The organism is Pseudomonas syringae group sp. 247E2, assembly GCF_032587795.1.
In the GTDB taxonomy this organism is placed as follows: Bacteria; Pseudomonadota; Gammaproteobacteria; order Pseudomonadales; family Pseudomonadaceae; genus Aquipseudomonas; species Aquipseudomonas amygdali.
This window is the reverse complement of the sequence record NZ_JAWHPK010000008.1, coordinates 765,400-790,144: the sequence shown is the minus strand read 5'-3', so window position 1 is coordinate 790,144 and position 24,745 is coordinate 765,400. Positions and strand designations below refer to the sequence as shown.

General features: G+C 57.2%; 21 protein-coding genes and 2 pseudogenes. 9 read left to right on the top strand and 14 right to left on the bottom strand.

Annotated features, from left to right (window positions below):
* Positions 1 to 43: 43 nt before the first annotated feature.
* The 5 genes from RYC18_RS10680 to RYC18_RS10660 form a co-directional block, all read right to left on the bottom strand.
* Positions 44 to 745, bottom strand: a complete 702-nt coding sequence (locus RYC18_RS10680) for an ABC transporter permease (protein ID WP_054077718.1) — start codon at positions 743 to 745, stop codon at positions 44 to 46.
* Positions 742 to 1,392, bottom strand: coding sequence for an ABC transporter permease (locus RYC18_RS10675; protein ID WP_316885793.1), 651 nt, complete (start codon positions 1,390 to 1,392; stop codon positions 742 to 744). Before RYC18_RS10675 ends, RYC18_RS10680 begins: the two co-directional genes overlap by 4 nt.
* A complete protein-coding gene (locus RYC18_RS10670; protein WP_316885791.1) occupies positions 1,389 to 2,501 on the bottom strand; it encodes an ABC transporter ATP-binding protein in 1,113 nt (370 codons plus the stop codon). Before RYC18_RS10670 ends, RYC18_RS10675 begins: the two co-directional genes overlap by 4 nt.
* Positions 2,502 to 2,722: 221 nt before the next feature.
* Positions 2,723 to 3,592: an NAD(P)-dependent oxidoreductase gene (locus RYC18_RS10665; RefSeq protein WP_054077715.1), complete on the bottom strand. Its 870-nt coding sequence runs from the start codon at positions 3,590 to 3,592 to the stop codon at positions 2,723 to 2,725.
* Positions 3,593 to 3,904: 312 nt separating this feature from the next.
* A complete protein-coding gene (locus RYC18_RS10660; RefSeq protein ID WP_162234744.1) occupies positions 3,905 to 4,633 on the bottom strand; it encodes a UTRA domain-containing protein in 729 nt (242 codons plus the stop codon).
* Between the two features lie 218 nt (positions 4,634 to 4,851).
* On the opposite strand from RYC18_RS10660, the gene RYC18_RS10655 reads away from it, so the two are divergent.
* A complete protein-coding gene (locus RYC18_RS10655) occupies positions 4,852 to 6,858 on the top strand; it encodes a CoA transferase (protein ID WP_316885786.1) in 2,007 nt (668 codons plus the stop codon).
* Positions 6,859 to 7,182: 324 nt separating this feature from the next.
* Here RYC18_RS10655 and RYC18_RS10650 read toward each other — a convergent pair whose 3' ends face one another.
* Positions 7,183 to 7,452 carry a hypothetical protein gene (locus tag RYC18_RS10650; RefSeq protein WP_316885784.1) on the bottom strand — a complete coding sequence of 90 codons (270 nt, stop codon included), beginning with the start codon at positions 7,450 to 7,452 and terminating at the stop codon, positions 7,183 to 7,185.
* Positions 7,453 to 7,835: 383 nt separating this feature from the next.
* Between RYC18_RS10650 and RYC18_RS10645 the strand changes: the two genes are divergently transcribed.
* Complete coding sequence (locus RYC18_RS10645; RefSeq protein WP_057401798.1) at positions 7,836 to 8,528, top strand: hypothetical protein; 693 nt, start codon at positions 7,836 to 7,838, stop codon at positions 8,526 to 8,528.
* Positions 8,529 to 8,634: 106 nt separating this feature from the next.
* On the opposite strand, the gene RYC18_RS10640 is transcribed toward RYC18_RS10645, so the two are convergent.
* A complete protein-coding gene (locus RYC18_RS10640) occupies positions 8,635 to 9,822 on the bottom strand; it encodes an MFS transporter (RefSeq protein WP_316885780.1) in 1,188 nt (395 codons plus the stop codon).
* A 110-nt stretch (positions 9,823 to 9,932) separates the two neighbouring features.
* Here RYC18_RS10640 and RYC18_RS10635 point away from each other — a divergent pair, with 110 nt between their 5' ends.
* Positions 9,933 to 10,559: a TetR/AcrR family transcriptional regulator gene (locus RYC18_RS10635; RefSeq protein WP_316885777.1), complete on the top strand. Its 627-nt coding sequence runs from the start codon at positions 9,933 to 9,935 to the stop codon at positions 10,557 to 10,559.
* 101 nt (positions 10,560 to 10,660) lie between these two features.
* Positions 10,661 to 12,514, top strand: coding sequence for an ABC transporter ATP-binding protein (locus RYC18_RS10630; RefSeq protein ID WP_016980566.1), 1,854 nt, complete (start codon positions 10,661 to 10,663; stop codon positions 12,512 to 12,514).
* Positions 12,515 to 12,607: 93 nt separating this feature from the next.
* On the opposite strand, the gene RYC18_RS10625 is transcribed toward RYC18_RS10630, so the two are convergent.
* Entirely contained in the window at positions 12,608 to 13,576 is a 969-nt protein-coding gene (locus RYC18_RS10625) for an ABC transporter substrate-binding protein (RefSeq protein ID WP_316885774.1), read from the bottom strand.
* Between the two features lie 87 nt (positions 13,577 to 13,663).
* Positions 13,664 to 14,482 (bottom strand): phytanoyl-CoA dioxygenase family protein, encoded by an 819-nt coding sequence (locus RYC18_RS10620; protein ID WP_016980564.1) that lies wholly within the window; start codon positions 14,480 to 14,482, stop codon positions 13,664 to 13,666.
* Between the two features lie 108 nt (positions 14,483 to 14,590).
* Between RYC18_RS10620 and RYC18_RS10615 the strand changes: the two genes are divergently transcribed.
* Together RYC18_RS10615 and RYC18_RS10610 are read left to right on the top strand one after the other, a co-directional pair.
* Positions 14,591 to 15,499 carry a LysR family transcriptional regulator gene (locus RYC18_RS10615; RefSeq protein ID WP_316885773.1) on the top strand — a complete coding sequence of 303 codons (909 nt, stop codon included), beginning with the start codon at positions 14,591 to 14,593 and terminating at the stop codon, positions 15,497 to 15,499.
* 98 nt (positions 15,500 to 15,597) lie between these two features.
* Entirely contained in the window at positions 15,598 to 16,470 is an 873-nt protein-coding gene (locus tag RYC18_RS10610) for a LysR family transcriptional regulator (protein WP_003364397.1), read from the top strand.
* A 54-nt stretch (positions 16,471 to 16,524) separates the two neighbouring features.
* Here the strand turns inward: RYC18_RS10610 and RYC18_RS10605 are convergent, their stop codons facing one another.
* The 4 genes and pseudogenes from RYC18_RS10605 to RYC18_RS10590 form a co-directional block, all read right to left on the bottom strand.
* Positions 16,525 to 16,950: a VOC family protein gene (locus RYC18_RS10605; protein ID WP_003364399.1), complete on the bottom strand. Its 426-nt coding sequence runs from the start codon at positions 16,948 to 16,950 to the stop codon at positions 16,525 to 16,527.
* A 139-nt stretch (positions 16,951 to 17,089) separates the two neighbouring features.
* Positions 17,090 to 17,542, bottom strand: a pseudogene (locus tag RYC18_RS10600) (nickel/cobalt efflux transporter); the annotation flags it as partial.
* Between the two features lie 7 nt (positions 17,543 to 17,549).
* A pseudogene (locus RYC18_RS10595) lies at positions 17,550 to 17,840 on the bottom strand (metal-sensing transcriptional repressor).
* Positions 17,841 to 17,953: 113 nt separating this feature from the next.
* Entirely contained in the window at positions 17,954 to 19,066 is a 1,113-nt protein-coding gene (locus RYC18_RS10590; protein WP_316885766.1) for an NADH:flavin oxidoreductase, read from the bottom strand.
* A gap of 139 nt (positions 19,067 to 19,205) precedes the next feature.
* Between RYC18_RS10590 and RYC18_RS10585 the strand changes: the two genes are divergently transcribed.
* Complete coding sequence (locus tag RYC18_RS10585) at positions 19,206 to 20,108, top strand: LysR family transcriptional regulator (RefSeq protein ID WP_054078951.1); 903 nt, start codon at positions 19,206 to 19,208, stop codon at positions 20,106 to 20,108.
* A 68-nt stretch (positions 20,109 to 20,176) separates the two neighbouring features.
* On the opposite strand, the gene RYC18_RS10580 is transcribed toward RYC18_RS10585, so the two are convergent.
* Positions 20,177 to 21,124: a type III effector gene (locus RYC18_RS10580; RefSeq protein ID WP_272939219.1), complete on the bottom strand. Its 948-nt coding sequence runs from the start codon at positions 21,122 to 21,124 to the stop codon at positions 20,177 to 20,179.
* Between the two features lie 1,039 nt (positions 21,125 to 22,163).
* On the opposite strand from RYC18_RS10580, the gene RYC18_RS10575 reads away from it, so the two are divergent.
* A complete protein-coding gene (locus RYC18_RS10575) occupies positions 22,164 to 23,795 on the top strand; it encodes an ABC transporter substrate-binding protein (protein ID WP_316885760.1) in 1,632 nt (543 codons plus the stop codon).
* The gene (locus tag RYC18_RS10570) at positions 23,792 to 24,742 is read left to right on the top strand and encodes an ABC transporter permease (protein ID WP_316885758.1); all 951 of its coding nucleotides are present in this window, start codon (positions 23,792 to 23,794) and stop codon (positions 24,740 to 24,742) included. Before RYC18_RS10575 ends, RYC18_RS10570 begins: the two co-directional genes overlap by 4 nt.
* Positions 24,743 to 24,745: the final 3 nt, after the last annotated feature.

Below are 24,745 nucleotides of genomic sequence, written 5' to 3'. Positions count from 1 at the left end.
AACTCTCTAAAGGATCCCGAGGGAGGTTAGGTGGGTGAAATCATCAACACATGGAACGACGCCGGACGCATTTCGACACCCTCCGGGTCAGCCCGGGGGATACCAGCAGAAAAGACAACAGACCGATCAGCAGATCGACTCCGAGCGCGAGGACAGCAACCAGAAACGCACCTGCCGCCATCTGCGCATAATCGTTCTGAGCGCGACCATCGATAATCAATCGGCCTATCCCGCCGAGTGAGACATACGCAGCGATGGTTGCGGTCGAGATGACCTGGAGTGTTGCGCCACGCAGCCCGGACAGCATGAGCGGGAGCGCACAAGGCAACTCGACACGGAACAGAATTTCCAATGGCCGGTAGCCCATACCTCGTGCCGCATCGACAACGGCCTCATCAACAGCGACCATCCCGGCGTAGGTCCCGGTCATGATGGGCGGAACCGCGAGCAAAATGAGCACGATAAGACTCGGAACAATGAACGCCAGGTCCGACGCGAAAACGGGACCGAAGAGAATCACCAGAAGGACGATGAGACCGATGCTGGGCAACGCCCGCAGTATGTTTGCAAGCCCCGCGACCAGAACCACGCCACGTCTGGTATGCCCGACATACAGCCCAATTGGAACCGCAATGACCGCCGAGATCAGCAGTGCGATGCCGCTGTAAAGGAGGTGCTCCGCGACAAGCATCAGGACTCCTTCAGAGCCCGTCCAGTGGGAAAGATCAAAGAGCCAGTCGATCATGAGTGCCCCCTGCGCGGTTGCCAGGAAGTGAGTCGTGCAGCCAGGAAAATCACCAGCCCATCCAGCAGGACCGCAAGAATGAGGCAGAGCACGATGCCAACGATAATCGGGGTTAGAAAGCGCTGTTGCATCCCCTGTGAAAACAGCATGCCCAGTTGCGGCGTGCCAATGAGCGCCGCGACAGAAACCACGCTGACATTGGAAACAACGGCCACTCGTAAATTGGCAGCGATGACCGGGGTTGCAATGGGCAGCTCGACAGCAACCAAGCGGTGCAAGGCGCGGTAACCCATGGCATCAGCAGCCTGGAGTGTTTCTTCAGGCACTGAATCCAGGCCGTCGCTGACCGTGCGAATCAACAGTGCCAAGGTATAAACCGTGAGGGCGATCACCACGTTCATCGGGTCCAGTATTTTGGTCCCAATGATCCCCGGCAGGAGCACAAACAGCGCAAGTGCCGGGATGGTGTACAGAAGGCCAGCGGCCCCCAGAAGGACGGACTTGAAAACCCCGCTGCGTTGCGCTGCCCACCCTAATGGCAATGCCAGAGCAAGACCGATCACGACCGGCAACAGTGACAGGATCAAGTGTGACCAGAACAGTCCCGCGATGGTCCCGGATTGCTGCATTATCCAGTCGAACTTCATGACACTTTCCTGCCCGGTGCATTCTGGGTATCACCGAGTGCCGCTGCGACGTCCGTCAGACTTACTGTCCCCAGGAGCATGCCATCATTACCCACGACAACACCGCGTCGGCTTGGCGCACTCAAGGTGGCGTCGAAGAGTTGACGAAGCGTCCCATCGACGGGTGCCAGGGTCCCGCTGAGGTTCAAATCGCTAACCTGAACCGACGCCTGCAGGTTGGGAGCATCTGCCCAGCCGAGCGGTCTCCCCGCCGCGTCCAGCACCAGGATCCAGCGATCATTAGCGAGGTGACGTGCTGCCTGCGCTGACTCACCGAGCTTTACTGTCGGTTCGAAACGAAGAGGCAAATTGTCGGACATCGGCGTGAATCCCAGAAAGCGATACCCTCGATCACGCCCGACGAAATCAGCGACAAATGCATCGGCGGGTCGGGTAAGCAATTCCTGTGGTGAAGCCACTTGAGCCAACTCACCACCGGTGCGAAAAACAGCTACCTGATCACCGAGTTTGAGTGCTTCATCAATATCGTGGGTCACCATAATGATGGTCTTGCCGATCTCGCGCTGTAGTCGCAGAAATTCATCCTGTAACTGCAGGCGCACGACCGGGTCAACGGCGCTGAAGGGCTCATCCATCAGCATGAACTCAGGATCTGACGCCAGCGCACGGGCAACGCCGACGCGCTGTTGTTGCCCGCCCGAGAGTTGCCACGGATACCGATCCGCGAAGTCCAGCGCCAACCCGACACGCTCGATCAGCTCCAATGCAATGGTGCGCGCCTTGGAAGGCTTGATTCCATTCAGCAGCGCTGTAGTGGCGATATTCTGAATTACAGTTCGATGAGGAAAGAGTCCGGCGTGCTGAATCACATAGCCTATCCGCCGACGTAACAATGCCACGTCCATCTTTGACGTCGGCTCACCATTGAGGCTAATCGTGCCTGAACTCGGCGAGATCAATCGATTGACCATGCGAAGCGACGTTGTCTTGCCGCATCCAGAAGGTCCGACCAGGACAGTCAACTTTCCAGTGGGTGCAACCAGCGACAGTTGGTTCACCGCAACAGCGCCGCCGATGTACTCTTTAGTGACATTCTCAAACGTAATCACAGCACTTCCTCATTCAAGGGCAGGGACCAGACCGCAAGTAATGCTTCAGCTCACCGGACGTCCGGCCCCTGTGCGATGCAAGGTGTAACGGGTAAGAAGAGAAGTGTTCATCAGCGTCGCAAACCCCACCCAAGAGGTTTGGCAGTCGGAATAAACAGCTAGACACTCACCTGCCCCATGGCTGCGCCTCTGATGACAAATAGTCTTTCCCCCAACCCCTCTCAGGCGCACTCATTTCGCTTTTCGGTGATCAACACCACCGATGAGATGTCATCGTCGCCGTGCCCTTCCTGCGCCAGTTGCGCGAAATAACTTCTCGCAAGATCAGCAACGGGTAAGACCAATCCGTTTGCGGACATGATTGCCGCTGCGTTGTTGAGATCCTTGAGGAAAGTCCGCACATGGCCGCCCGGGACGAAGTTACGCTCTTCCATGCGCAGACCGTGGATCTGCAACATCTTGCTGTCCGCAAAGCCGCCCGTCAGCGCTGAGCGAACACGAGCTGGCTCCAGGCCCAGTTTGCTGGCGAGAACCATGACTTCCGAGACTGCAGTGATGGCAGTGGATGCAATGGTCTGACTGAGCAACTTGACCGTCTGGCCCGCGCCTGAGAGGCCAACGTGCGTTACACGGCCCATGCATTCCAATATGGGCCGGGCATATTCAATTGCATCGACACTGCCGCCCGCCATGATTGCCAGCGTCCCCAGCTCGGCCCCATCCGGACCACCCGAAATCGGTGCGTCCACATAGGACATACCCATTGCGTGGAAACGCTGGTTAATTTCCGAGGACTCATGAGGCGCGATTGAGCTCATATCAATGATCACTTGACCCTCGGCCAACTGATCAAGCAACTCTGGCGCGAAAAGTACTTCGCGTACCGCTGCACCATTCTCGATGACTGAAATCAGCAATTGCACATCGGTCGCCACGTCTGCCAGTGTTTTAACCGCCTGCGCGCCATGCGTCGCCAGCGCTTCGGCCTTCGCGGGCGTCCGGTTCCAGACGCGGACCTGATGACCTGCGTCCAGCAATCGCCGCACCATGGGAGCACCCATTACGCCCGCGCCGATAAATCCGATCCTCATTTGGTGCACTCCTCAACGAATTAGGATGTCATTACATGTCATGTAGAGTTACTAGCAAGCTCCGAGCCAACTCGCCACGGACCAAAACGAACGTGAGAGAGATTTTTCGCCGCCTCTAGTTGTCATGACATGTTTACACTATCTAGATCTGTAGGCGCTGTCGATAGTTTTTCGAGGCAAGATTTGATCGCACAGATCACTCCCGAAAATGTTCAGGCAATAAAAAACCGGCTCGGTGGCCGGTTTTTGCAATCCGTAGAACTACAGATCGGTGGGACGCAGAGATGTCGGCGCAATGTTTGGTGCCGCCTCTTAAGTCTGGGCCCCGTTCAGCAGAGCTGTGCCCACAAATCGTTGTCGAGATCCTGGGTGTACAAACCGGGTGAAAGAAGTCATCGCATCATTGACCCACGTTTTGCGCGTCAGTATCAGAAACGCTTCAGGGCCTGCCAACTCGAGTAGTGTCGACTCCACCCCGCTCGGCAACGCAGCCTGGATTTCGTGCTCAGACTTGGTCGGCATCGCAATGGACTGAAGGTAATCAGTCGTCGATTGCCTGGTGAAATCCTGAGCCAGGTAAAGCGGCGCAAAGCTTGGCGAGACATACCGGTCTTCCAGCTGAATCGGAACGCCGTCGGCGCAGTAGACCAATAGACTATGAAAGTAGTATTCCTGCCCTCCTGCCCCCTGCAGCAACGGTACCTCAGCCATGATTTTGGCCTTGGCCTTGACCCGTTCCAGCTTGTGGACCCTGATTGTCAGGATCTGTCCTCGACTGCGGATGTCGTCGGCAATGTTGTGCAGCTTTATGAAGGTAGACGCGACTCTCGGCGGAGCGACAAAGGTTCCCACGCCCTGAATCCGATCCAGCACGCCAGACTCCGACAGCTCACGAAGTGCACGATTGACCGTTAAACGTGAAGCCCCCATCTCGGCGACAAGTTCATTTTCGCTGGGAATTTTCTCCCCGGACCGGAAACGCCCACTTGCTATGCCGTCCAGTACATAGGCCTTGACTTGTTGATAGAGAGGAAGAGGCAATGGGGCACCCATCTTTTAAAAGAGGATTTAATCCTATCACGAATGAATTCAGGCGCATGCGCGCCATAAGCCGGGCTTGAGTGCCACCCGAGCCGCCTTTGGAGGGCATTTCATGTTTGATGTGGTTGTCATGACGTGTTTATATTAGCCAGGTGAAATTCACCCATTCAATGACGCGCACGCAATCCATAAACGCTCAGAAAATGACCGAGGTTCCTATGTCATCCACCACAGCATCACCCAGCCAAACTCAGGATTCGGCGAGCGCTGGCCCCCTCACGGGCCTGAGAGTTGTCGATTTTACCCGCGTGTTGTCCGGACCGTTTTCCACGGCGTTGCTGGCCGATCTAGGGGCTGAGGTCATCAAGATTGAGTCACCAGGGGGCGACGACTATCGTCATGTCGGGCCCTTTGTAGAAGGATCAAGTGCGTTATTCGCTTTTGCGAACCGAGGAAAAAAAAGCGTTGTTCTGGACTTGAAAAAGCCCGAAGACCTGAGCGCTGCACGCCAACTGTCGAGTACTGCAGACATCGTCGTGGAAAATTTTCGTCCAGGTGTAGCCGATCGCCTGGGAATAGGCTATGAGTCCCTGCGCTCATTGAACGAGAAATTGATCTACGCCAGTATTTCCGGCTTTGGACAACACAGCCCCTTCAAGGAAAAACCCGCCTACGACTTGGTCGTCCAGGCGTTGACCGGCTTGATGTCGATCAACGGCGATGCGGACGGCCCTCCCATGATTGTCGGCGAGGCATTCGGTGACCTCACTGCAGGATTATTCGCATCCTGGGCCATATTGGCGGCGGTGGTTCAACGCAACGCTAATGGAAAAGGCTGTCAGATCGACGTTTCAATGTTCGACTCATTGCTCACACTCATGCCCACTGCGGCGGCCAGCTACCTGGTCTCGGGCAAGGCTCCAACTCGAACAGGCAACCGTCACCCCTTCTCCGCACCATTCGGTGCATTTGCAGCGCACGACGGGAATGTCGTTATCGCCGTTTTAAACAACAAACTTTTCGAACAGTTTGCTCTCATCATTGGTCGCCCCGACTTATCCCGGGATCCGCGCTTTCAGAGCGATGAACTGCGGGGAATCAATGAAGCCGAGCTTCGAACTGCCATTGAGGCATGGAGCCAATCGAGATCTGTCGCCAGCATCGTTCAGGTGTTGGAGAAAACCGGAATTCCGTGCGCTGCCATTGATGATGTAGCCAACGCCGTGGACGGACCTCAGGCCGTCGCGCGGTCTCTGTTTCGTAAGGGGAATGTCGGCGAACTTGAGATGCGACTTCCGGAACAGCCGGTCCACTTCTCGACTATGTCCCGAGGGCAGCCGACGGTGGTGCCAGGCCTTGGACAGCACAATGACGTGCTCGCTGGACTGAAAACGGTCCTCAGTGATACTCAGCAGCCCTTAAACAAACAGCCTCAGAGCGTTGAGAATACTGAAGTTGTGACCCTGAATATTGATGGACCGGTTGCGACTATCACTATCAACAGGCCTGATGCCGCCAATGCATTGAGTGCCGAAGTCAGGGAAAAATTGCTGACGTTAGTCACAGAGTTGGAGTCAAACCGATCCATACGTGCAGTGATCCTGACAGGTGCTGGGTCCAAGGTATTCGCGGCAGGCTCGGATATTCGAGACATGGCATCGATGACCGGTGCCGAATCGATGGCGTTGTCTGAAAGTATTTTGCACCTCAACAATCGGATCTCAGCCTTGACCCAACCTGTCATCTGCGCAGTCAATGGTTGGTGTCTCGGTGGAGGCCTGGAGCTGGCGCTTGCCTGCGATATCCGAATCGCCTCGGATTCGGCAAGATTTGGATTTCCCGAAGCGAAGCTGGGAATCATGACAGGAGGCGGCGGCATACCACGCTTGATACGCGTGGTGGGGAGCGGCGTCGCACGGCACATGACACTGACCGGCCAATTCCTCAGCGCACAACGTGCTTATGAATCAGGACTGATCACTCAAGTGTGTGCACCTGACGAGTTGATGAAAGAAGCAAAAGCCATGGCGATGCAAATCGCAACACTTGCGCCGATAGCCTTGTCCCAGATCAAACGCATCATCGCGGTTGTAGAGAATACAGATGTGACATCGGGTATGCAGGCAGAAGCCCAGGCTTGCGCGGTTTGCTTCTCCACCTGGGACAAGAAAGAAGGTATGGATGCATTCTTGGAGAAACGTCTTGCTGCTTTTGAATGGCGCTAGGTTCTGCAGGTGGTTAGCTTTCAGCCACCATACTCTCAATTGGACAGTCGATTGGGGCGGCAGAAAACCTGCGCTGGTATAGCAGCTTGTTGCCTGGCGCACCCGTCACTTCGCCCCGTTGCGGGAGCGCCAAGTCTGCGAGCGAACCTGACGCGGGCGGCACGCGTTGCATAGTTTCGAACCCGAGCGCATTACGCTAAATCAGCAGACAAATGTGATGCGTTCGCTCTACCGTCAATGCCAACGTGCTCTACGAAAAATACTGTTACGGCGCAAACTCACCACGTTGTCAAGGTGTTGTGTATCGCTATTGCTAGCCGTGATTCACTCCAGGCCACTGAATATCTCCGCACAAGGCACTTTAAAGGTCAAGCCACAATCAAAGGGATCGTTGAAAGTTTTAGGCTTCGCGCAGAACAAAGTATCGCTTTCGAAATTATCAAGGGCACCATTAGTAATACCCCGAAACTTAAACAGTTTGTTGGGAAGAAGGGGAAAAGCAATTTTTTTGGCCCTCGCAGCAGCACCAGGCTTGTCATACTCTTCGCGTATGATTTTTCTCAGTAACTCTTTGTCTTTTTTGACATCGACCATCAACGCTATCCTTGACGCCTCGTTAGTACAAAAGCGGGAGTGAACACGATTCCCCGAGGATCGAGACCGGCAAACGCTGCCAACCCATCAGATAGCCTGTCTCGATACTGCATATGCGCAAAACCATTTCGCCTTTCGCGCATCCGGCTCCGTGTCAAAGGAGCCCAAGGACCTGACTGAGGGTAAAAAAGTGTGCAATTGCGTGTCCCAGAGTCAGCCAATCACCACAAGCCCAATAATGTCGCTGAAGGTGCCAAGTCACACCTCCTGGCTAATGACCCGTGACATCCTCGCGTTGCTCCACTAAATTACGCCCCCCGAAACGCCCTGAGCCTTTCGCGCCTCACATCTGAAATGCCTCAAACCTGAAATAGTGAAATTCAATGCCTGATTCCCAGACCAACGAAGCCCTGACCTCCTCCAAGCTGGAATACGAAAGCGCAATTGGTCTTTCCCAGCACGTGCCGCAGGCCAAGACCATCAGCGAGATGGTGCTTGATGCGTTCCAGACCGCCAAGGAAAGCGAAGAAATCCGTGAGCTGCGTGCAGCTATTCGCCTGGCGCAGGATGAGCACGATGACGACAAAGCTTACGAACTGATGGGCCAACTGAAGCGCCTCAAGGATGCCGAAGCAGCAGACAGCGCAGCACTGGCTGATCTTGGCACGCAGTTCCCGATCAGCCGTATCCTGTCCAGCTACAAGAATGATCCGGCGTTTCAGGAGCTGGTATATGGCCTGGCGCTCAAGGTGCTGAACCAGACGCATCAGGCGATCAGCACCCCCAATACCGCCAAGAGCAAAACGACGCGTGCCCGAAAGGAAGCCGAGGTCTACACCATCAGCAAGGATGGCCAGAGTGTCAGCCTGCCGTTGCGCACCCCGCGTTCCAACCTTAATGTCGACCGCGAAGCCCTCGAGTTCCTTGGTTTCACCTTTGTCGGCGAAGGCGACACCGCCGAACTGCAGGAAACAACCTTCGTCGACAATGAAGGCAGCGAACTGCCGGTGACCCGTAAAAACATCGTCACCGCCCTGCAACAGGGCAAGGCATTCAACGCTTACAGCATTGCGTAATGACGATCGGCCGGCGATGCGATAACGCCATGGCGCTCGCCTCGCCGACGACCATGTGTTGAGCGAAGAGCAAGTCCAGTGGTTGTCTCCAGCCACTGGCACCGATTTACTCCATCAGCCGATCGCCTCTCGCAAAACCATGAGCCCGCGCACGCAGCGCAATAACCAGGCTCAGCACTAACAATGCAAACAAGACCCACGTAAACGAGCTCACGCCCCACTGTCCAAGCAACACTCCGCCCAGTAGCCCACCGCCTGCAATAGCGCTGTTCCAGACAACGACATTCATCGAAAGCGCCACATCAGCGCCCTCACCTGCCGAGTCGGCGAGCGCGGTTTGCAGAAGCGTGGCGGCACCCCCAAAGGTCAGGCCCCAGATAAATACGCCTACATAGATGGCCAGGGCCGAGCCAGAAAACAGGCCCAGGAACACCGAAACCGCCGCAAAGCTCGCGAGGCTGGCCAGCACGGTCTTGCGTAAATGACGATCAACCAGCCGTCCCGTTACCCAGATGCCTGCCAGCGCGGCGACACCAAATGTCAGCAATACCAAATCAACGTCACTCGCCAACCCGGCCTCGGAAACAAACGGCGCGACGTAGGTATAAAGAATGTTGTGAGCCAGCATCCAGGTGAAGACCACTCCCAGTACCGAGCGTACGCCTGGGGTGAAAAAGACCTGACGCAATGCCATGCGCTGTGAAGCGGACTGGCCAGGGTAATCCGGCACTTTGATCAGCACCCAGATGATCAACAGCAGGGTCATTCCGGACATCAACCCGAATGCCATGCGCCAGCCCATCAACCCGCCCAGCCAGGTTCCGAGAGGCACGCCCAATGACAACGCGATGGGCGTTCCTACCATCGCGACCGCCAGCGCGCGGCCCTGCAATTGCGGGACGACCATACGTCGTGCGTAACCCGCGATAAGGCTCCAGGCCAGCCCCGCAGAGACGCCAGCGAAAAACCTCGCGATCAGGGTCAGCCAGTAGCTGGAAGACAGCGCAGTGACGGAATTGAATATCAGGAAGCCGACAATCGTCAGCAACAAGACTGTTCGGCGGCGCCAGCTCTGCGTAGCGATGGTCAGCGGAATGGCTGCCAGCAGTGAGCCCAACGCATAAACAGTCACCATTTGCCCTGCAAACGATGCCGAGACTCCCAGGCCACTGCCGATTTCGGGCAGCAAACCCGCAGGCAACGTCTCGGTCACGATGCAAATGAACCCTGTCATCGCCAAAGCCAGCAATGCCCCGAGCGGAAGTTTTTCGCACTGTTTCTCGTCTGCCGTCATTCGAATCTCTCCACTAATATACTGATCGATACAAATATAGGCAGGACATCCAAGGTAGTCAATGACTTATGTATCGACTAGTATTTAAATGATTCTGAAGGAGACCTGGCATGGCAAAGATGGGACGTCCGCGCACGTTTGACCGTGACGTGGCAATCAATCAGGCGCTGCATTTGTTCTGGGAGCATGGATACGATGCGACATCCTTGAGCCAATTGAAGGCGAACATAGGCGGAGGCATTACCGCGCCAAGCTTTTACGCCGCTTTTGGCTCGAAACAAGCGCTGTTCAATGAGGTGATGGAGCGCTACCTCGCCACCCACGGTCGGGTTACCGACAGCCTGTTTGACAACACTCTGCCGCCCAGGGAGGCGATTGAACTGACCCTTCGCCGGTCCGCAAAAATGCAGTGCGAGCCCGATCATCCCAAGGGATGCCTGGTGGCGTTAGGCCTGATGAGCGCTTGCACGGAAGAGAGCAAGGCTATTTCCGCACCGCTCGCAAAAGCCCGGAACCTGAATCGTGCGGGTATCGTTGCCTGCATCCACCGCGCCGTTGCCGCAGGGGAGCTGCCCGCGACGGTGATACCGGAGACCCTCGCTGCTGCGTTCGACAGTTTTCTTCTGGGCTTGTCTACACTGGCTCGCGACGGTGTTCCATATGCCACACTGGATGCTGCAGTCACTCAAATGATGGGACTGTGGGATAGCCTGCGTAGTGTTGCCGACGACCAATGACCCGTAAGCTCAGAAACCTCTGCATTCCCTGGTAATGCCTCGACGCATTGTGCACAGGCGTCCAATGCCAGAATCTTCACTAAATCCTTTCGGAGACCACCATGCTTCGCGCGTTTGAAAAATGGCTCGACCCCTTCCCGCCCGACGAAGTGCCGCCGCCTCCTGACGGTCTGGTGCGGTTTCTCTGGGCCTGCACACGGGGGGCTCGTGGCTATATCCTGGCGCTTGCGCTATTGAGTGCCGGCGTATCGATTTACGAAGCGTGGCTGTTTTCTTTCCTCGGACAGGTCGTGGACCTGCTGTCGGCGTGGAAGGCCGGCGACGCGACGGCCATGCAGGAAAGTAGCGTGCTGTGGGGCATCGGTCTGGTACTGCTGACCAGCATCGGGCTGGTGGCGTTGCGTACGATGGTGCAGCACCAGGTATTGGCGATCAACCTGCCATTGCGGCTGCGCTGGGATTTCCATCGGTTGATGTTGCGCCAAAGCCTTTCTTTTTTCTCCGATGAATTCTCTGGCCGTGTCACCACCAAGGTGATGCAGACGGCCCTGTCGGTGCGTGAGGTGCTGTTCACCCTCATCGAAATCGCACCCGGAATCGGGGTGTACTTCATCGCGATCATTGCATTGGCCGGCGGCTTCGACCTGAAGCTGATGCTGCCTTTCATTGCCTGGATCGCCCTGTTCGGTCTGGCCATGCTGTATTTCGTGCCTCGCCTGGGCAAAGTCGGACAGGAGCAGGCTAACGCGCGCTCATCGATGACCGGGCGTATCTCGGATGCCTACACCAACATCACCACTGTGAAGCTGTTCTCCCACTCCAAACGCGAGGCGCACTTCGCACGTGCTGCAATGGAGGACTTCAAGCTCACCGGCTTTCGCCAGATGCGCCTGGTCAGCCAGTTCGAGATCGTCAATCAGGTATTGGTCGTTGCGTTGATCATGGGTGCAGGTGGTTATGCCCTGTGGCTGTGGCACCAGGGTCAGGTTGGCACCGGTGCCGTTGCAGCGATTACCGCCATGGCGTTGCGCGTCAATGGCATGTCGCACTGGATCATGTGGCAAATGACCTCGCTGTTCGAGAACATTGGCACCGTACAGGACGGTATGGAAACCTTGACCCGCGGCCCCAAGGTTCAGGATGCGCCGGATGCAGCCGCGCTGGTCACCACGGGTGGTGCGGTAACCTTTGATAATGTGAGTTTCAATTACAACGGTGAACGTCAGGTGCTCGATGCCCTGAACCTGAGCATTCGGCCGGGTGAAAAAATCGGCCTGGTGGGTCGCTCCGGCGCCGGGAAGTCCACGCTCATCAACCTGCTGCTGCGCTTTTATGACGTGGACGAAGGAGCGATCAGTATCGACGGGCAAAATATTGCGCATGTCACTCAAGACAGCCTGCGTAGCGCCATCGGCATGGTCACTCAGGACACGTCCCTGCTGCACCGTTCCATTCGCGACAACATCGCCTATGGCCGTCCCGACGCGACTGATGCGCAAATCCACAGCGCGGCGGCCAGTGCCCAGGCCGATGGGTTCATCAGCCAACTGAGCGACAAGCAAGGCAATAGCGGCTACGACACTCTGGTGGGTGAGCGTGGCATCAAGCTGTCGGGCGGTCAGCGTCAACGTGTCGCGATTGCCCGGGTGATGCTCAAGAACGCGCCGATCCTGCTGCTGGACGAGGCCACCAGCGCGCTGGATTCGGAAGTCGAAGTGGCTATTCAGGAAAGCCTCGATGAAATGATGAAAGGCAAGACTGTGATCGCCATCGCCCATCGCCTGTCTACCATCGCAGCCATGGACCGGCTGATTGTCATGGACGACGGTCGCATCATCGAACAAGGCACCCACTCCGAACTGCTCGGCAAGAACGGAACCTATGCGCGGCTGTGGCAGCACCAGAGCGGCGGATTTCTCGGGGAGGATCAGGGTGTGGCCGATATCATCGATTAGGCAGACTGACCAATAGCCCGGCCAGGTCGCTGGTGGCGTACGCAAGCACTCCAGCGGCGATAAGAGAAAGGGCATCCATGCCCTTTCTTGCCTTTAAAGCGTTGCTTCGATCTTTTTGGCAGCAGCGTCACTGACCCAGGTGTGCCAGATTTCCGGGTGCTCCTTGAAGAATATCTTCGCCAGCTTGGGTGAATCGATACGCTCCTTGCTCATGCGGGCCAGGTTCTGGTTTAACAGGTCGATCGGCAGATTGACCTTTTCCAGAACGGCTACCAATTCCGACGCCTGCTCGTGAAAGACATTGGAAAGCCCTACCTGAATGCTGATTTTCTTATCGACGCCCGGCTTTTCTTCCAGCTTTAACAGATCGACTTGTCCCATTAACGGCGTCGGCGCCCAGTAGTAGAAAAGAATGGGCTCGCCCCGCTTGTAGCTCGACAAAACGGCAGCATCCAACGCCGGGCCTGTACCCGGGCGGAAGTTGGTATAACTGGCTTCCAGGCCATAGCTCTTAAGCATCTCGCTGTTTTCCAACTCGCAGGTCCAGCCCGCCGGGCAATTGTAGAAACGGCCTTTGTCCGGTTCTTCCGGGTCCTTGAAGAGCGCCACGTACTGGGTCAGGTCGGCGATCTTCTTCAGATCGGGAGCCTTGGGCTTGAGGTTGCGTTTGGCATCGCCTTCGACCAGATAACGTGGCACATACCAACCTTCGGTGGCCCCGATAATCGGTGCCCCCACACCGACTACCTTCCCACTGGCCGCCGCCTTGTTCCAGACCTCGCTTCGCCCGACCCACTCCTCCGCCAGTACCTGAATGTCGTTATTGCTCAAGGCGCTTTCCATGGTGATGGAGTTGCCTGGCAATGTATCGATCGCACAGCCATAGCCGTCCTTGAGCAATATCTGCAGTATGTCGGTGAGCAACATGCCGCTTTCCCAATTGAGCCCGGCAAATTTGACCGGTTTACCCGACTCGCACCAACCGGCGGCCTGGCTTGCAGCACTGCCGGCAAACAGCCCGAGAGCAATCAGTGTGGCGGTAAGGTTTTTTCTGATCTTCACAATCGCACGCTCCAACACAGTGAACAGAGTTATGGCAGTGCAAATGCTCGTCACATCAGTGGCGAACCTGTTTCATCTACATGAAACTCAAGCTCCTTGATGTATCGTCGGGAACCAATCTTCGCGCAGTCTCTGACCGGTCTGCATCGCATGCCCTGGATACGGTGGAGAGGTCCGTCCTGGACGCTCGAAGTAACGTATATCGTCGCCAAGCCAGCGCAGCGACAAGACACGACGGCGCTGAGCCGACGCATTGCCTTTAGCACCATGCACGGTACGGAAATCGAACAGCACCGCGTCGCCCGGCTGCATCTCCCACTCCAGTACCTGCAGGCCTTGCTCGGTATCAGTATCTGGATCCGGCGCGTCGCGGTACCCGCCAGCATCTTTGTAGAAATCGCTTTGATCGGCCCAGTGCACCGGTTTTATGCCCTTCTCCCAACGGTGTGAGCCGGCAAGCAGCCGCAGCGTCGACTCGCGCACCGGGTCCACGGGGATCCAGAAGCTCACGTTCTGGCTACCTTCGACAAAATAGTAAGGGATGTCCTGGTGCCATGGCGTGGCCTTATGCGCGCCGGGTTCCTTGACCAGAACATGATCATGAAAAAACTGTGCCGATCTGGAGCGCATCACGGCAGCCGCGACAGACGCTGCCGGTGAATCCTCGACCATGGCGCGAAACTCTGGAATCCGCTGCCAGTTGCAATAGTCGTCGAAAAAGCCGCCCGGTTTGTCATCCTTCTCGACGTAACGGCTGGCGTAAGCACCCGGCTCGGCGAGGTTACGCTCGATTCCGTCGGCAATGGTGCCGATCCAGTCGCGGAAAACGCCGCGCAGGCAAATTGCGCCATCGCGCTGAAAGGCCTCAATGTCTTCTGTCGTGAGGGCAAACGAATGTTGTGTCATGACCTGAAACTCCCTCGGAGAAGAATAAATGTGGGCAAGGGGCAAATATTTCATGACACTCAGCGAAGATAAAATAATATGTATTGATTTATCACCCAAGAAATTCTTATGAAGTTCAGTCTGCGACAACTCCGTTATGCGCTCGCTGCCGCCAAACACGGCAATCTCACGTTGGCGGCCGAAGAGCTGCATGTTTCCCAACCGTCAATTTCAACGGCGATTACCGAACTCGAGCAGCTTTTTGGTCAGCCGCTGTTTGTTCGTCAACGCGGACTGGGCGTATCGCTTACGCCTTTCGGGCGCACAGTGATGGCCCAGGCCAGGCGGGTTCTGGCCGAAGCCCGGACGTTTTCAGACATCGGCAGCGACAACAACGACTTTTCCGGAGAGCTGGTACTGGGTTGTTACGAGGACCTGGCACCCTATTGCCTGCCGCAGATCCTCAGGCGCCTGCAACAGGAACATCCGCGAGTGAGGGTCGACATGCGCGAAGGCGGCTTCGACTATCTGGGCAAGCGCCTCGCCGAAGGTACTCTGGAACTGGCGCTGACCTACGACCTGGGGCTGCCGGCAAACATGGCGTGTGTCGAGTTGCGTCAACTGACTGCCCATGCCCTGCTGGCGGCTGATCACCCATTGGCAAACGAGCCCGATGTCAGTCTGCACGCACTCAGTGAAGGCAATCTGGTAGTTACTGATCAGGTCCACAGCTGGCAGCACGTGCTGGACCTGTTCAACATGCATGGACTGTCGCCTCAAAGCCTCCAGCGCACCCACAGCTTCGAGTTTCAGCGCAGCCTCGTCGCCAACGGATTCGGTGTTTCCCTGACCTATACCAGGCCCTTCGGCGACCGCAGCTACGACGGTCAGCCCTTGGTGTGTCGCCCGATACGCGAAACGCTGCCCACTCAGCGCATCGTACTGGCCTACGATCAGCGCTATCCGTTAACGCCGCCCGCCGAAGCATTCAAAAACCAGGCCGTTGCCTGGTTCCAGGAAAGAGTACCTTTTGTCTGAGGCAGCGCCCGGGCGCCTATGACGCTGAAGCGGCGACAACCCGCCAACAACAAAATAAACAAATGCATTTTTAGCAAAAATACAATTATTCTTTGCCCATGATCAAAGAACTGAAAACGTTTATCGCCGTGGCAAGAGAAGGCACGTTCGCTGCGGCGGGCAGCAAGATCGGGCTCACCCAGGCCGCTGTCAGTGCGCAGATGCAGCGCCTTGAAGCTGAACTGGGCGTCGAGCTGTTCGACCGAAAAGGACGTTCAGCCCAGCTCAACCGCATGGGGCAGCAGGTGTTGTTACAAGGTCAGGATCTGGTGCGCCAGTTCAGCAGCCTTGGCACTACGACAGTAGGGCTACCCGCGAGCGTGCTGGTGACCATCGGCGCAATTGCCTCTGTACAACGCTCCTTTCTGCCGGAAGCGCTGGCTCGGTTTCATCAGCAATTCTCCGCGTGCAGGACGCGCGTCATTCCCGGCCTGTCCATGGACCTGGTCAATCAGGTGGACGCTGGCGAGATCGACATGGCAGCGATCATCCGTCCGCCCTTCTCACTGCAAAGCGACTTGCGCTGGACAACGCTGGTCCGTGAACCCTATCGCCTTATCGTGCCTGCTGACATGCAGGGGGATGACTGGGCCGAACTGATTTCGGCTCATCCATTCATTCGTTACGATCGATCGTCATTTGGTGGCCGACAGGTCGATAGGTTCCTGCGCCAGACCCATGTCTCGCTGCGCGAAGTCTGCGAGCTCGATGAACTGGATGCGATTATGAAACTGGTCGCCAACGGCGTCGGCGTCGCATTGGTTCCGGAAACGGCAACCCTGCAGAGATGGCACGCCGGTGTGCGCTCTATCGACTTGAAAGAGCATACGTTCCATCGCGATATCGGGCTGGTACATCGCGCTCGCCGCAGCCTGACCGAACCGGTAACCGCGCTGGTCCAACTGATCAACGAACACGCTCTGACTCGTTAGCGCTGCGCCCGCTCTAGCAGGCCTGGCGCAACATAGTGTGCGCCAGGCTTTTTACTATTTTGCGAACAGCTGACTCATGTCTTTGAACGCCTTGAACTCAAGCGCATTACCGCAGGGATCGAACAGGAACATGGTGGCCTGCTCACCCACCTGCCCCTTGAATCGAATGTAGGGTTCGATGACGAACTCGGTGCCGAAGGATTTCAAGCGCTCGGCCAGAGCTTCCCACTGAGCCCATTCCAGAATGATGCCGAAGTGCGGAACCGGAACGTCGTGACCGTCTACCGGGTTGCTGTGCACACTCTCTTGAGAGGCGGTTTTCGGGTGTTCATGAATCACCAACTGGTGCCCGTAGAAATCGAAGTCGACCCACTGATCGCTGGAGCGCCCTTCGGAAAGACCGAACACTTCACCGTAGAAGGCACGTGTCGCGGCCAGGTCATAAACCGGGATTGCAAGGTGGAAAGGAGAAAGACTCATCAGGACTCCGATTTCAGCTCTTGGTGGCGTGTGAAAGCGGGCAGCGTGCTCGCTGTCCGGCGACTTATTCAAGTTCCACTCATGCTAAGGCCGGGCGATACCAATAAAAATCAATATATATTTTAAAAATGCACAAATTATTTTTGTGATAGCGGTCATGCTCGTGCTCATGGGAGTCCACGTCGTGCTCATGGCCATGGCCTGTATGCCCGTGACTGAGCCTGGCACTTTCGACCTTGTACAACTGCTCGCCACGCCAGGTGCGCCATAGCATCCACAATGCAATGGCGATGATCACGGCAGATGACCCGAGCTGGAAGTAAGGTTCCGTGGTTTCAGCATCCAGCCCCTGGCCCAGATACATCCCGCCGATTGCCACCAGCCAGACGACAGCGGTGTGCGAAACGGTAGCGGCGACGCCGAGCATCACGGCCTGTTTCACAGAGCCACGAATGGCCACAATGAACGCCGCCATCATGGTTTTTGAATGCCCGGGCTCCAGCCCGTGCAACGCTCCCAGCAGAATGGCACTGGGGAAATACAGCCAGGCGTGCGAACCCCCTTGCTGCAACAGCTCGACGAAGTTGGGCATGTGAGACCTAGAGGTATTTGGTGATTTGCTTGAAGGCTTCCAGTGGTGCGCGCGCCCCTGGCAATTGAACCGAGCGTGTCTTAAAGGCAGTGATCGATATGATCCTGAATCAACGTACGCTTGGCCTGGCACACCGCTTTCTCGACCGCGTGCAGCTGCTGGGCGATATCCACACACTCGCGCCCTTCTTCGATCATGGTGATGATGCTGCGCAAATGGCCGTCGGCCCGTTTCAGGCGCTTTATAACAGCTGTGTGGGACAGGTGCGTAGGCCGTGGGGGTGGTCGTATTCACTCATGGCTTGAGCTCTGGCCTGGACAATTCAGACCGGCACTCTATCCCCCCAGGGAGGATAGAGTCAAAGGTAATGCAGGATTGGAACCGGAAGCGAGCCCACCTATGAAAACCTGTTCAATTCATCCCGTTGAATGCCAGCTCGCTGTCCTTGATGTTGGCAATCGGCCCGAGAATGGCTGGATCGAAGTCGCGGAGTGGCTTGCCCTGACGCAACAGCTGTGGCAGGTCCGGATTGGCCAGCGCGCCCTTGCCCACCGCGATGATGTCCGCCCCCTGATGAAGCACCTGGTCGGCTTTTTCCGGGTCGTGCAGGCCGCCATTGGCGATCAGCGCAACGCCTGGCGCGTAGCGTCGGGCCAGTTCGACCAGGCTGGCTTTACCTTGGGCAAAGGCCGGCTGCCATGCTTCGTGTTCGGTTACATGGATGTAATCGACGCCGGCACTGGCCAGCGTAGCGAAAATGACTTCGGCATCGCGCCCGCCCCCCGCCCATTTATGTTGAAAGTCGTTGACCTTGCCTTGTGAAAGACGCACACCCACCGGTGCCTGCCCGGCGACCTTTTTCACCGCGGCGATGACCTCAAGCGTCAGCCGCAGACGCTGTACGACCTCACCGCCCCATTGATCGGTGCGTTGATTGCTGTAATCGGTCAGAAACTGGTCCAGCAAGTAACCATTTGCGCCGTGAATCTCGACACCGTCAAAACCCGCAGTGCCTAAAGCCAGCTGCGTGGCACGGGCGAACCCGTCGATGGCCTCGGCGATATCCTTGTCGCTCATGGCTCGCGGAATTCGATAGCTGCCCGCGCCGTAATAGAACGCCATCTGTTCGCCCTTGGGACGAATGGCCGAAGGGCCCGCCGACTCGCTGACGAAGCGATTGGCCTGGCTGAGTGCGCCTGCGTGCATGAGCTGCGCAATCATGACACTGCCATGCCGGTGCACAGCATTGGTCGTGGCACGCCATGCCTGAGCCTGCTCGTCATCGGTGAGCCCGGGCTGGAAGCGGTAGCCTTGGGAAGAACTGCGATCTGTATAGTTGCCCTCGGTGATGATCAGGCCAAAACCACCCTTGGCGAACCGCTCGTAATAGCGCGTCATGTTCTGCGTTGCACTGCCCTGCTCGTCCGCGCTCACGCGTGTCATGGGTGCCACCGCAAACCTGTTCTTAAGTTTGAGATGACCCATGTCGAACGGGGCTGTAACGTGTTTGTTTATCTCGCTCATACTTCAAACCCTCACTGTGCAGATCGCCTGCGAATTGCCCGCAGTCATGGACAGAACCTGTAGCAACGGTAAGGGCTGGCGAAGACCATTGGAACCCGGCCGTGCAGATAAGGCGCTTTAACGAAAATGGATATAATCCGTGCAAATATCTGATATAGAGGTGTTCGCCGCCATTGCTTCCAGCAGAAGCCTGTCGGAAGCGGCGCGTCGACTCGGGTTGTCACCGATGGCAATCTCCAGACGTCTGGCTGCGCTGGAAAACGACCTGGGCGTCAGGCTGTTTCACCGTACAACCCGCTCGGTATCACTGACGCCAGAGGGCGAAGTTTTTCTGCCTCATGCCAAAACCATACTGGAAGCAAGCGAGGCCGCCCGCACCACGCTGAAGGCTGATGCAGGCTCTGCCAGTGGCGTTTTGCGGGTTACGGCGCCGAGTGTGTTTGGTCAGACAGTCATCATGCCGTTGCTGCCCGCATTGATGCTGGAAAACCCGGCACTGAGTATCGACCTGACGCTGTCGGACAGCATTGTCGACATCGCCGGACTGGGAATCGATGTCGCCATCCGGATTGCCACGATACGCGACTCGGCACTGGTAGCCAGGTCGCTGGCGCCCAACCCACGGGTGGTGTGTGTAAGCCCAGACTACCTGGCGAGGCACGGCAAACCAGCGCTACTGGAGGAACTCAGACACCACCCGTGCATTGCCTTGCACGCAATGCCCTGGTGGCCGTTCACAAGAAACGGCGAGCCCATCACCATTCGCGCTCAGGGCCCCTTCTCTGCCAACAGCGTCGAGGCCGTGCGCACGGCATGTAAACAAGGTATGGGACTGGCCATGCTGACCTATTGGGATGTCCGACAGGAAATCAACGAAGGCAGCCTTCAGCAGGTGGACTTCGAAGATGCCATGCCCGAACAGCTGTCTGTCACGGCAGTGCTGCCAACACGCCAGCGCGTTCCTCACAGGGTGCGCCTGTTCATTGACCGCCTTGAAGCAGCGCTCAAGAGCAAGGCAGGCGCGGCGGGAGCCACCTTGTAAACGAACGAACCGGCGTCAAGCCGGTTCGCAAACCATCCACTGCAATCAGACCTACAGGGGCTGCGTGATCAGGGCACGATTCTAAACGCGTAGTTAGCGATGGTTCTGGCGTCAAGCGGTTGTCTGTTCATCGGATGCTCAGGCTTGCCTGCGAGGAATTGGGCAAGTTTTTTCATATCCATGAACACCAGGTCCTTATTTCCCTGCTGACTGTAAAGCTCCGACGTGTCCGTCGGATTCCCCGCCAGGCCGATCACCTGCTGACGAGAATTTTCCAGCGACAATGGTTCACCAAAAAGGCAATGGGTCGCATCGTCCGGGTGATGGTGTTCCGCGTCCCTGAAGGGCGGATTTTGGGATTCAACAACGGCCTTGGAGACCGTACGCAGTTGATTGAATTGCGAGGTTATAGGGTCCCGGGCTGCGCGGATATCGTCCACAACTGCCGGCCGGTCCGCCGGATCGGTTATAAAGGCTGCAACAACCCTCCTTACTCCAACCCCCGGGTTCAGGTTAAGCAAGCGCATTCCGTAAGCCACATTATTTTCATAATCCTCCCGCTCCGGAATTACCCGCAATGCGCTGGAACGCGCGCCATCTGGTCGCCTGGAGGCAGCTGGAGGATGCACCGGAACGGCTGGGCGAGGCGGAGCACTAACGGGACGTGGCCCAAGCACGCGGTGCAGCGCAACACTCAAATCCATCAGCGGGCTTTCCACAAGGCTCTCAGCCGTGTCAACACTTGGGGGAATGCCCACGCTCTGCAACGCGTACGCTATATCCAAGGGGATCGGTTGGTGCCGCAATAGATGTCTTTCAAGCGCCGTGCGCAGGTCTTCCAGATTGACCCCTTGTTGAACCAATCCCTGCAAGGCTGCGGCGGCCTGGTTATTGCCACGATTACGCATCGCAGCCCTGTCGGGGCGTATGGGTACCTGATTGACGCGTGGCGGGCTTCTGTCTACCGGTGTCTGAGAGGTCGATGCGTTTGACGAACGTCTCTGATCAGGCGTCATCAGCCGGGCGAACCGCCCAAATAATGAACGCTGGCTGCTACTCGATGATGATTGCGTAGGGGTACGGGCCGCCGGGGGCCGCGTCGGTGTCCTTGCTGGAGTTGACGCCGCCTGTTGGCGATCCGCTCTACGGAGCGCATGACGGAGCTCGATAGCGAGCTCTGAATGGGGGTTGATTCCAGTCGCAATCATGTTAGGGAAATGCTCGCGCAAAATACTCTGTTCGGCTCTAGACAGAGCCATCTCTTCGCCTCTCATGATATTGCGCAGCGTGGTACGAGTATGGGCAAGATCAGCGCCCGCGCTGACCAATTGCTGAACGATGCTATTGGCGTGTGCCGTCACCCCTGCGTGCTGCGGCCTGGGTCTTGTCTCGGCAGGTGCATGCGGTGCTGCGGCATCGGCAGACCCATGCGGTCTGCTACGCACTTCAGCCTCCGCCGTTGGCGGCATGCCCTGCTCCAGCCACTCCCTGGTTTCGCGCGACAGCGGTCTGGACCGCAAAAGCCTCTCACGCCGATCTCGCGCCTGCGAGGCGGAAGCCTCTGAAGGGGGCGGCGGCACCTGCAGACTGTTCGAAGAGCTGGCGCCGCTGCTGGATTCGCGTGCGCGCCCTGATGCAGGCTCGGGGTCTGTGTGCCCGGTAATATAAGCGCCCGATGGCCCCGCTCTATTGATACCCACCATATGCTAATCCTCCGCGGTTTTCTGGCTGCGGGCTGACTCACCCGCAAAATCAGCAATGTGTGGCGATCAGGAAAGAACAGGTTCCACCCCGCTTCTCCCTGGAATCGCTGCGAACCTACACCGCAGACATTAACCAAGCACCATAAAATACCTATAAAGCATAATAAATTATCAAATAAATCATAAAAACCTATATTAGCTTATAAGAAAAAATACTTTTACAGCCTCCTTACATAAGAATACGGTCTTAAAACCAGCCGGATCGCTGCGCTCGACTTGAAGAGGACTTTTCCATGCACCGTACTCAACCTTCGACTTTCGCCTACAGATTCGTATATCGGAGGACAGCGCGATGACCGTGCGCCCTCTTCTTGCACGCCTGTTATTCGCCGTCATTACTGCCCTCACCCTGCTCGGCTGCTCGCCCTCTGGGCAAGAAGGCCAGGCAAGCAAGACGCTCAAAGTCGCTTTCTTCAGAGACAACACCACGCTGGTCAGCCTGGATCCGTTCCAGGTGTATTGGCTGGAGCACCGAGTGGTGCTGCGTAACGTCGCCGAGTCGCTGACCGATCAGAACCCACAGACCGGCACTATCATTCCCTGGCTGGCAGAACGCTGGGACGTCAGTGAAAACGCGCTGGAGTACACCTTCCACTTGCGCAAGGATGTGACGTTCAGCAATGGCACGCGCTTCGACGCACAGGCCGTGAAGACCGCCTACGACAGCAATAAAGCGTTTGCCGCGCAACTACCTGCAACCTTTGGCGCGACCTACCTGAAGGGTTACGACCACGCCGAAGTCGTGGACGATTTCACTGTCAAACTGGTGCTGGCCACGCCAAATGCGGGCTTTCTGCAAGCCACCTCCACCACCAACCTCGCCATTCTCGCCCCGGAGTCCTACACACTCAGCGTCAAGGAACGCTCGCTGGGTGCAATCATCGGCACCGGGCCATTCGTGCTGGAGCGCTACACCCCTGAAAGCGGTTTGCGCCTGATCAAACGCAAGGGCTATGCATGGCCATCGGCCAATGCGCAGAACCGGGGCGAGGCGCATCTGGATGCGGTCGAGGTCAGTTACGTTCCAGAAGAGAGCGTGCGCAACGGCCAGTTCGTTCAGGGCCAGGTCGACATCCTCTGGCCACGCAACCCGTTTTCCGAAGTGGACCTGAACCTGTTCAAATCCAGGGGCGCGACCATCCAGAGCCGCTCGCTGCCAGGGCCGGCCCTGAACATGTACCCCAACACGCGCGGCAATCGCATCCTCGCTGACCGCAATGTGCGTCTGGCGCTACAAAAAGCCATCGACCGCAAGACCTACGCCGCCACTGTTTACAACCCGCAATTTCCGGTGGTGTCGGGTATCTACGACGTCACCACGCCGTTTTACAAGAATCAGGCCGACAGACTGGCCTATGACCCAGAAGGTGCCGAGCGCTTGCTCGACGAGGCTGGCTGGCAGAAGAACGCCGACGGCTATCGGTACAAGGACGGCAAACGACTGAAGCTGGCCTACAACCTGTCCCCCGCTGAAACCGCTGGCGATGTGCTGATTCAGGATCAGCTGCGCAAGGTCGGCATCGAGCTCAAGCTCAACGTGGTGACCACCGCCGAATGGGCCGCTGCCAATGCGGCAGGCAATTATGACCTGACGTCCACCTACATGACCCGCGCCGACCCGATCATCCTGCAGACCATCATCGACCCGCGCAGCGCCAACAGCTCGACATTGGCGACCAATCTTTACGCACCGCAAACACTGCCCAAAGCCCTGGAACTGTTTGACGCCGGGCTGACCGCAACGCGCAGCGAACAACGCGCAAAAGCCTATGGCGACCTGCAGGACCTGCTGATCGATGAAGGTTCGGCATTCCCGGTCTACGAGCGGGTCTGGCAAGCCGCCACGGCGAAAAACGTGCGTAACTTCCACTGGACGGCGGAAGGCTTTGCGCTGTTCAACGATATCGAGATCGCAGCGCCATGAGCCGTTATATCCTCAGCCGGATCGCCCAGGCGCTGCTGGTACTCTGGGGTGCTTACAGCATCACCTACTTCATTCTGTATCTGCTGCCCGGCGATACCTTGTCGATCATGCTCAGCGCCTCGGGTGTCGAAATCGACTCCCTGTCCGCGCAGGACCTGGCGCAAGCCAAGCTCTATTACGGGCTGGACCGAGGCGTATTCGAGCAATACGTCGATTTGCTGTGGGGCGCTGTCCAGGGTGACTTCGGCAATTCGCTGACACTCAATCGTCCGGTTTCGAAACTGCTGGTTGAACGTCTGCCGCAAACCCTGAGCCTGGCCGGGCTGGCCATTGTTCTGTCGCTGATCGGTGGCGTCGGACTGGCTTACCTCACCGCCTACGTGCGCTGGCAGCCGTTGAAGGTCGTCTTGTCCCGGCTGCCGTCGCTGGGTTTTTCAGTACCGGTATTCTGGATGGGCCTGTTGTTTATTCAGCTGTTCGCATTCAGCCTTGGCTGGTTTCCAGCGACCGGCAATCAGGGCTTTTCCAGCTTGATATTGCCCGCTGTCACACTGGCGATCCCCAGTGCTGCAGTGTACGCGCAGGTTTTACAACGCGGCTTTCAGGGCGTCTGGAAAGAGCCCTACATCATTACCGCCTACGCCAAGGGCCTCACTCGCGCCCAGGTTCAGGCCCGCCATGCGTTCAAGAACGCTGCCTTGCCGCTGTTGACGCTGATCGGTCTGCAAGTGGGCAACACCGTGTCCGGTGCCGTGCTGGTGGAAACCATTTTTGCCCGATCAGGGGTCGGTCGACTTGCCCAGGAGGCCGTGCTGCGCCAGGACATTCCGGTGGTGCTGGCCATCGTTGCGGTCTCGGCAGCTGCTTTCGTCGTGGTCAATCTGATCGTTGACCTGCTGTACCCCGCGCTGGATCCGCGCATCGCCCACACGCCAAAGGTCTCCTGACGC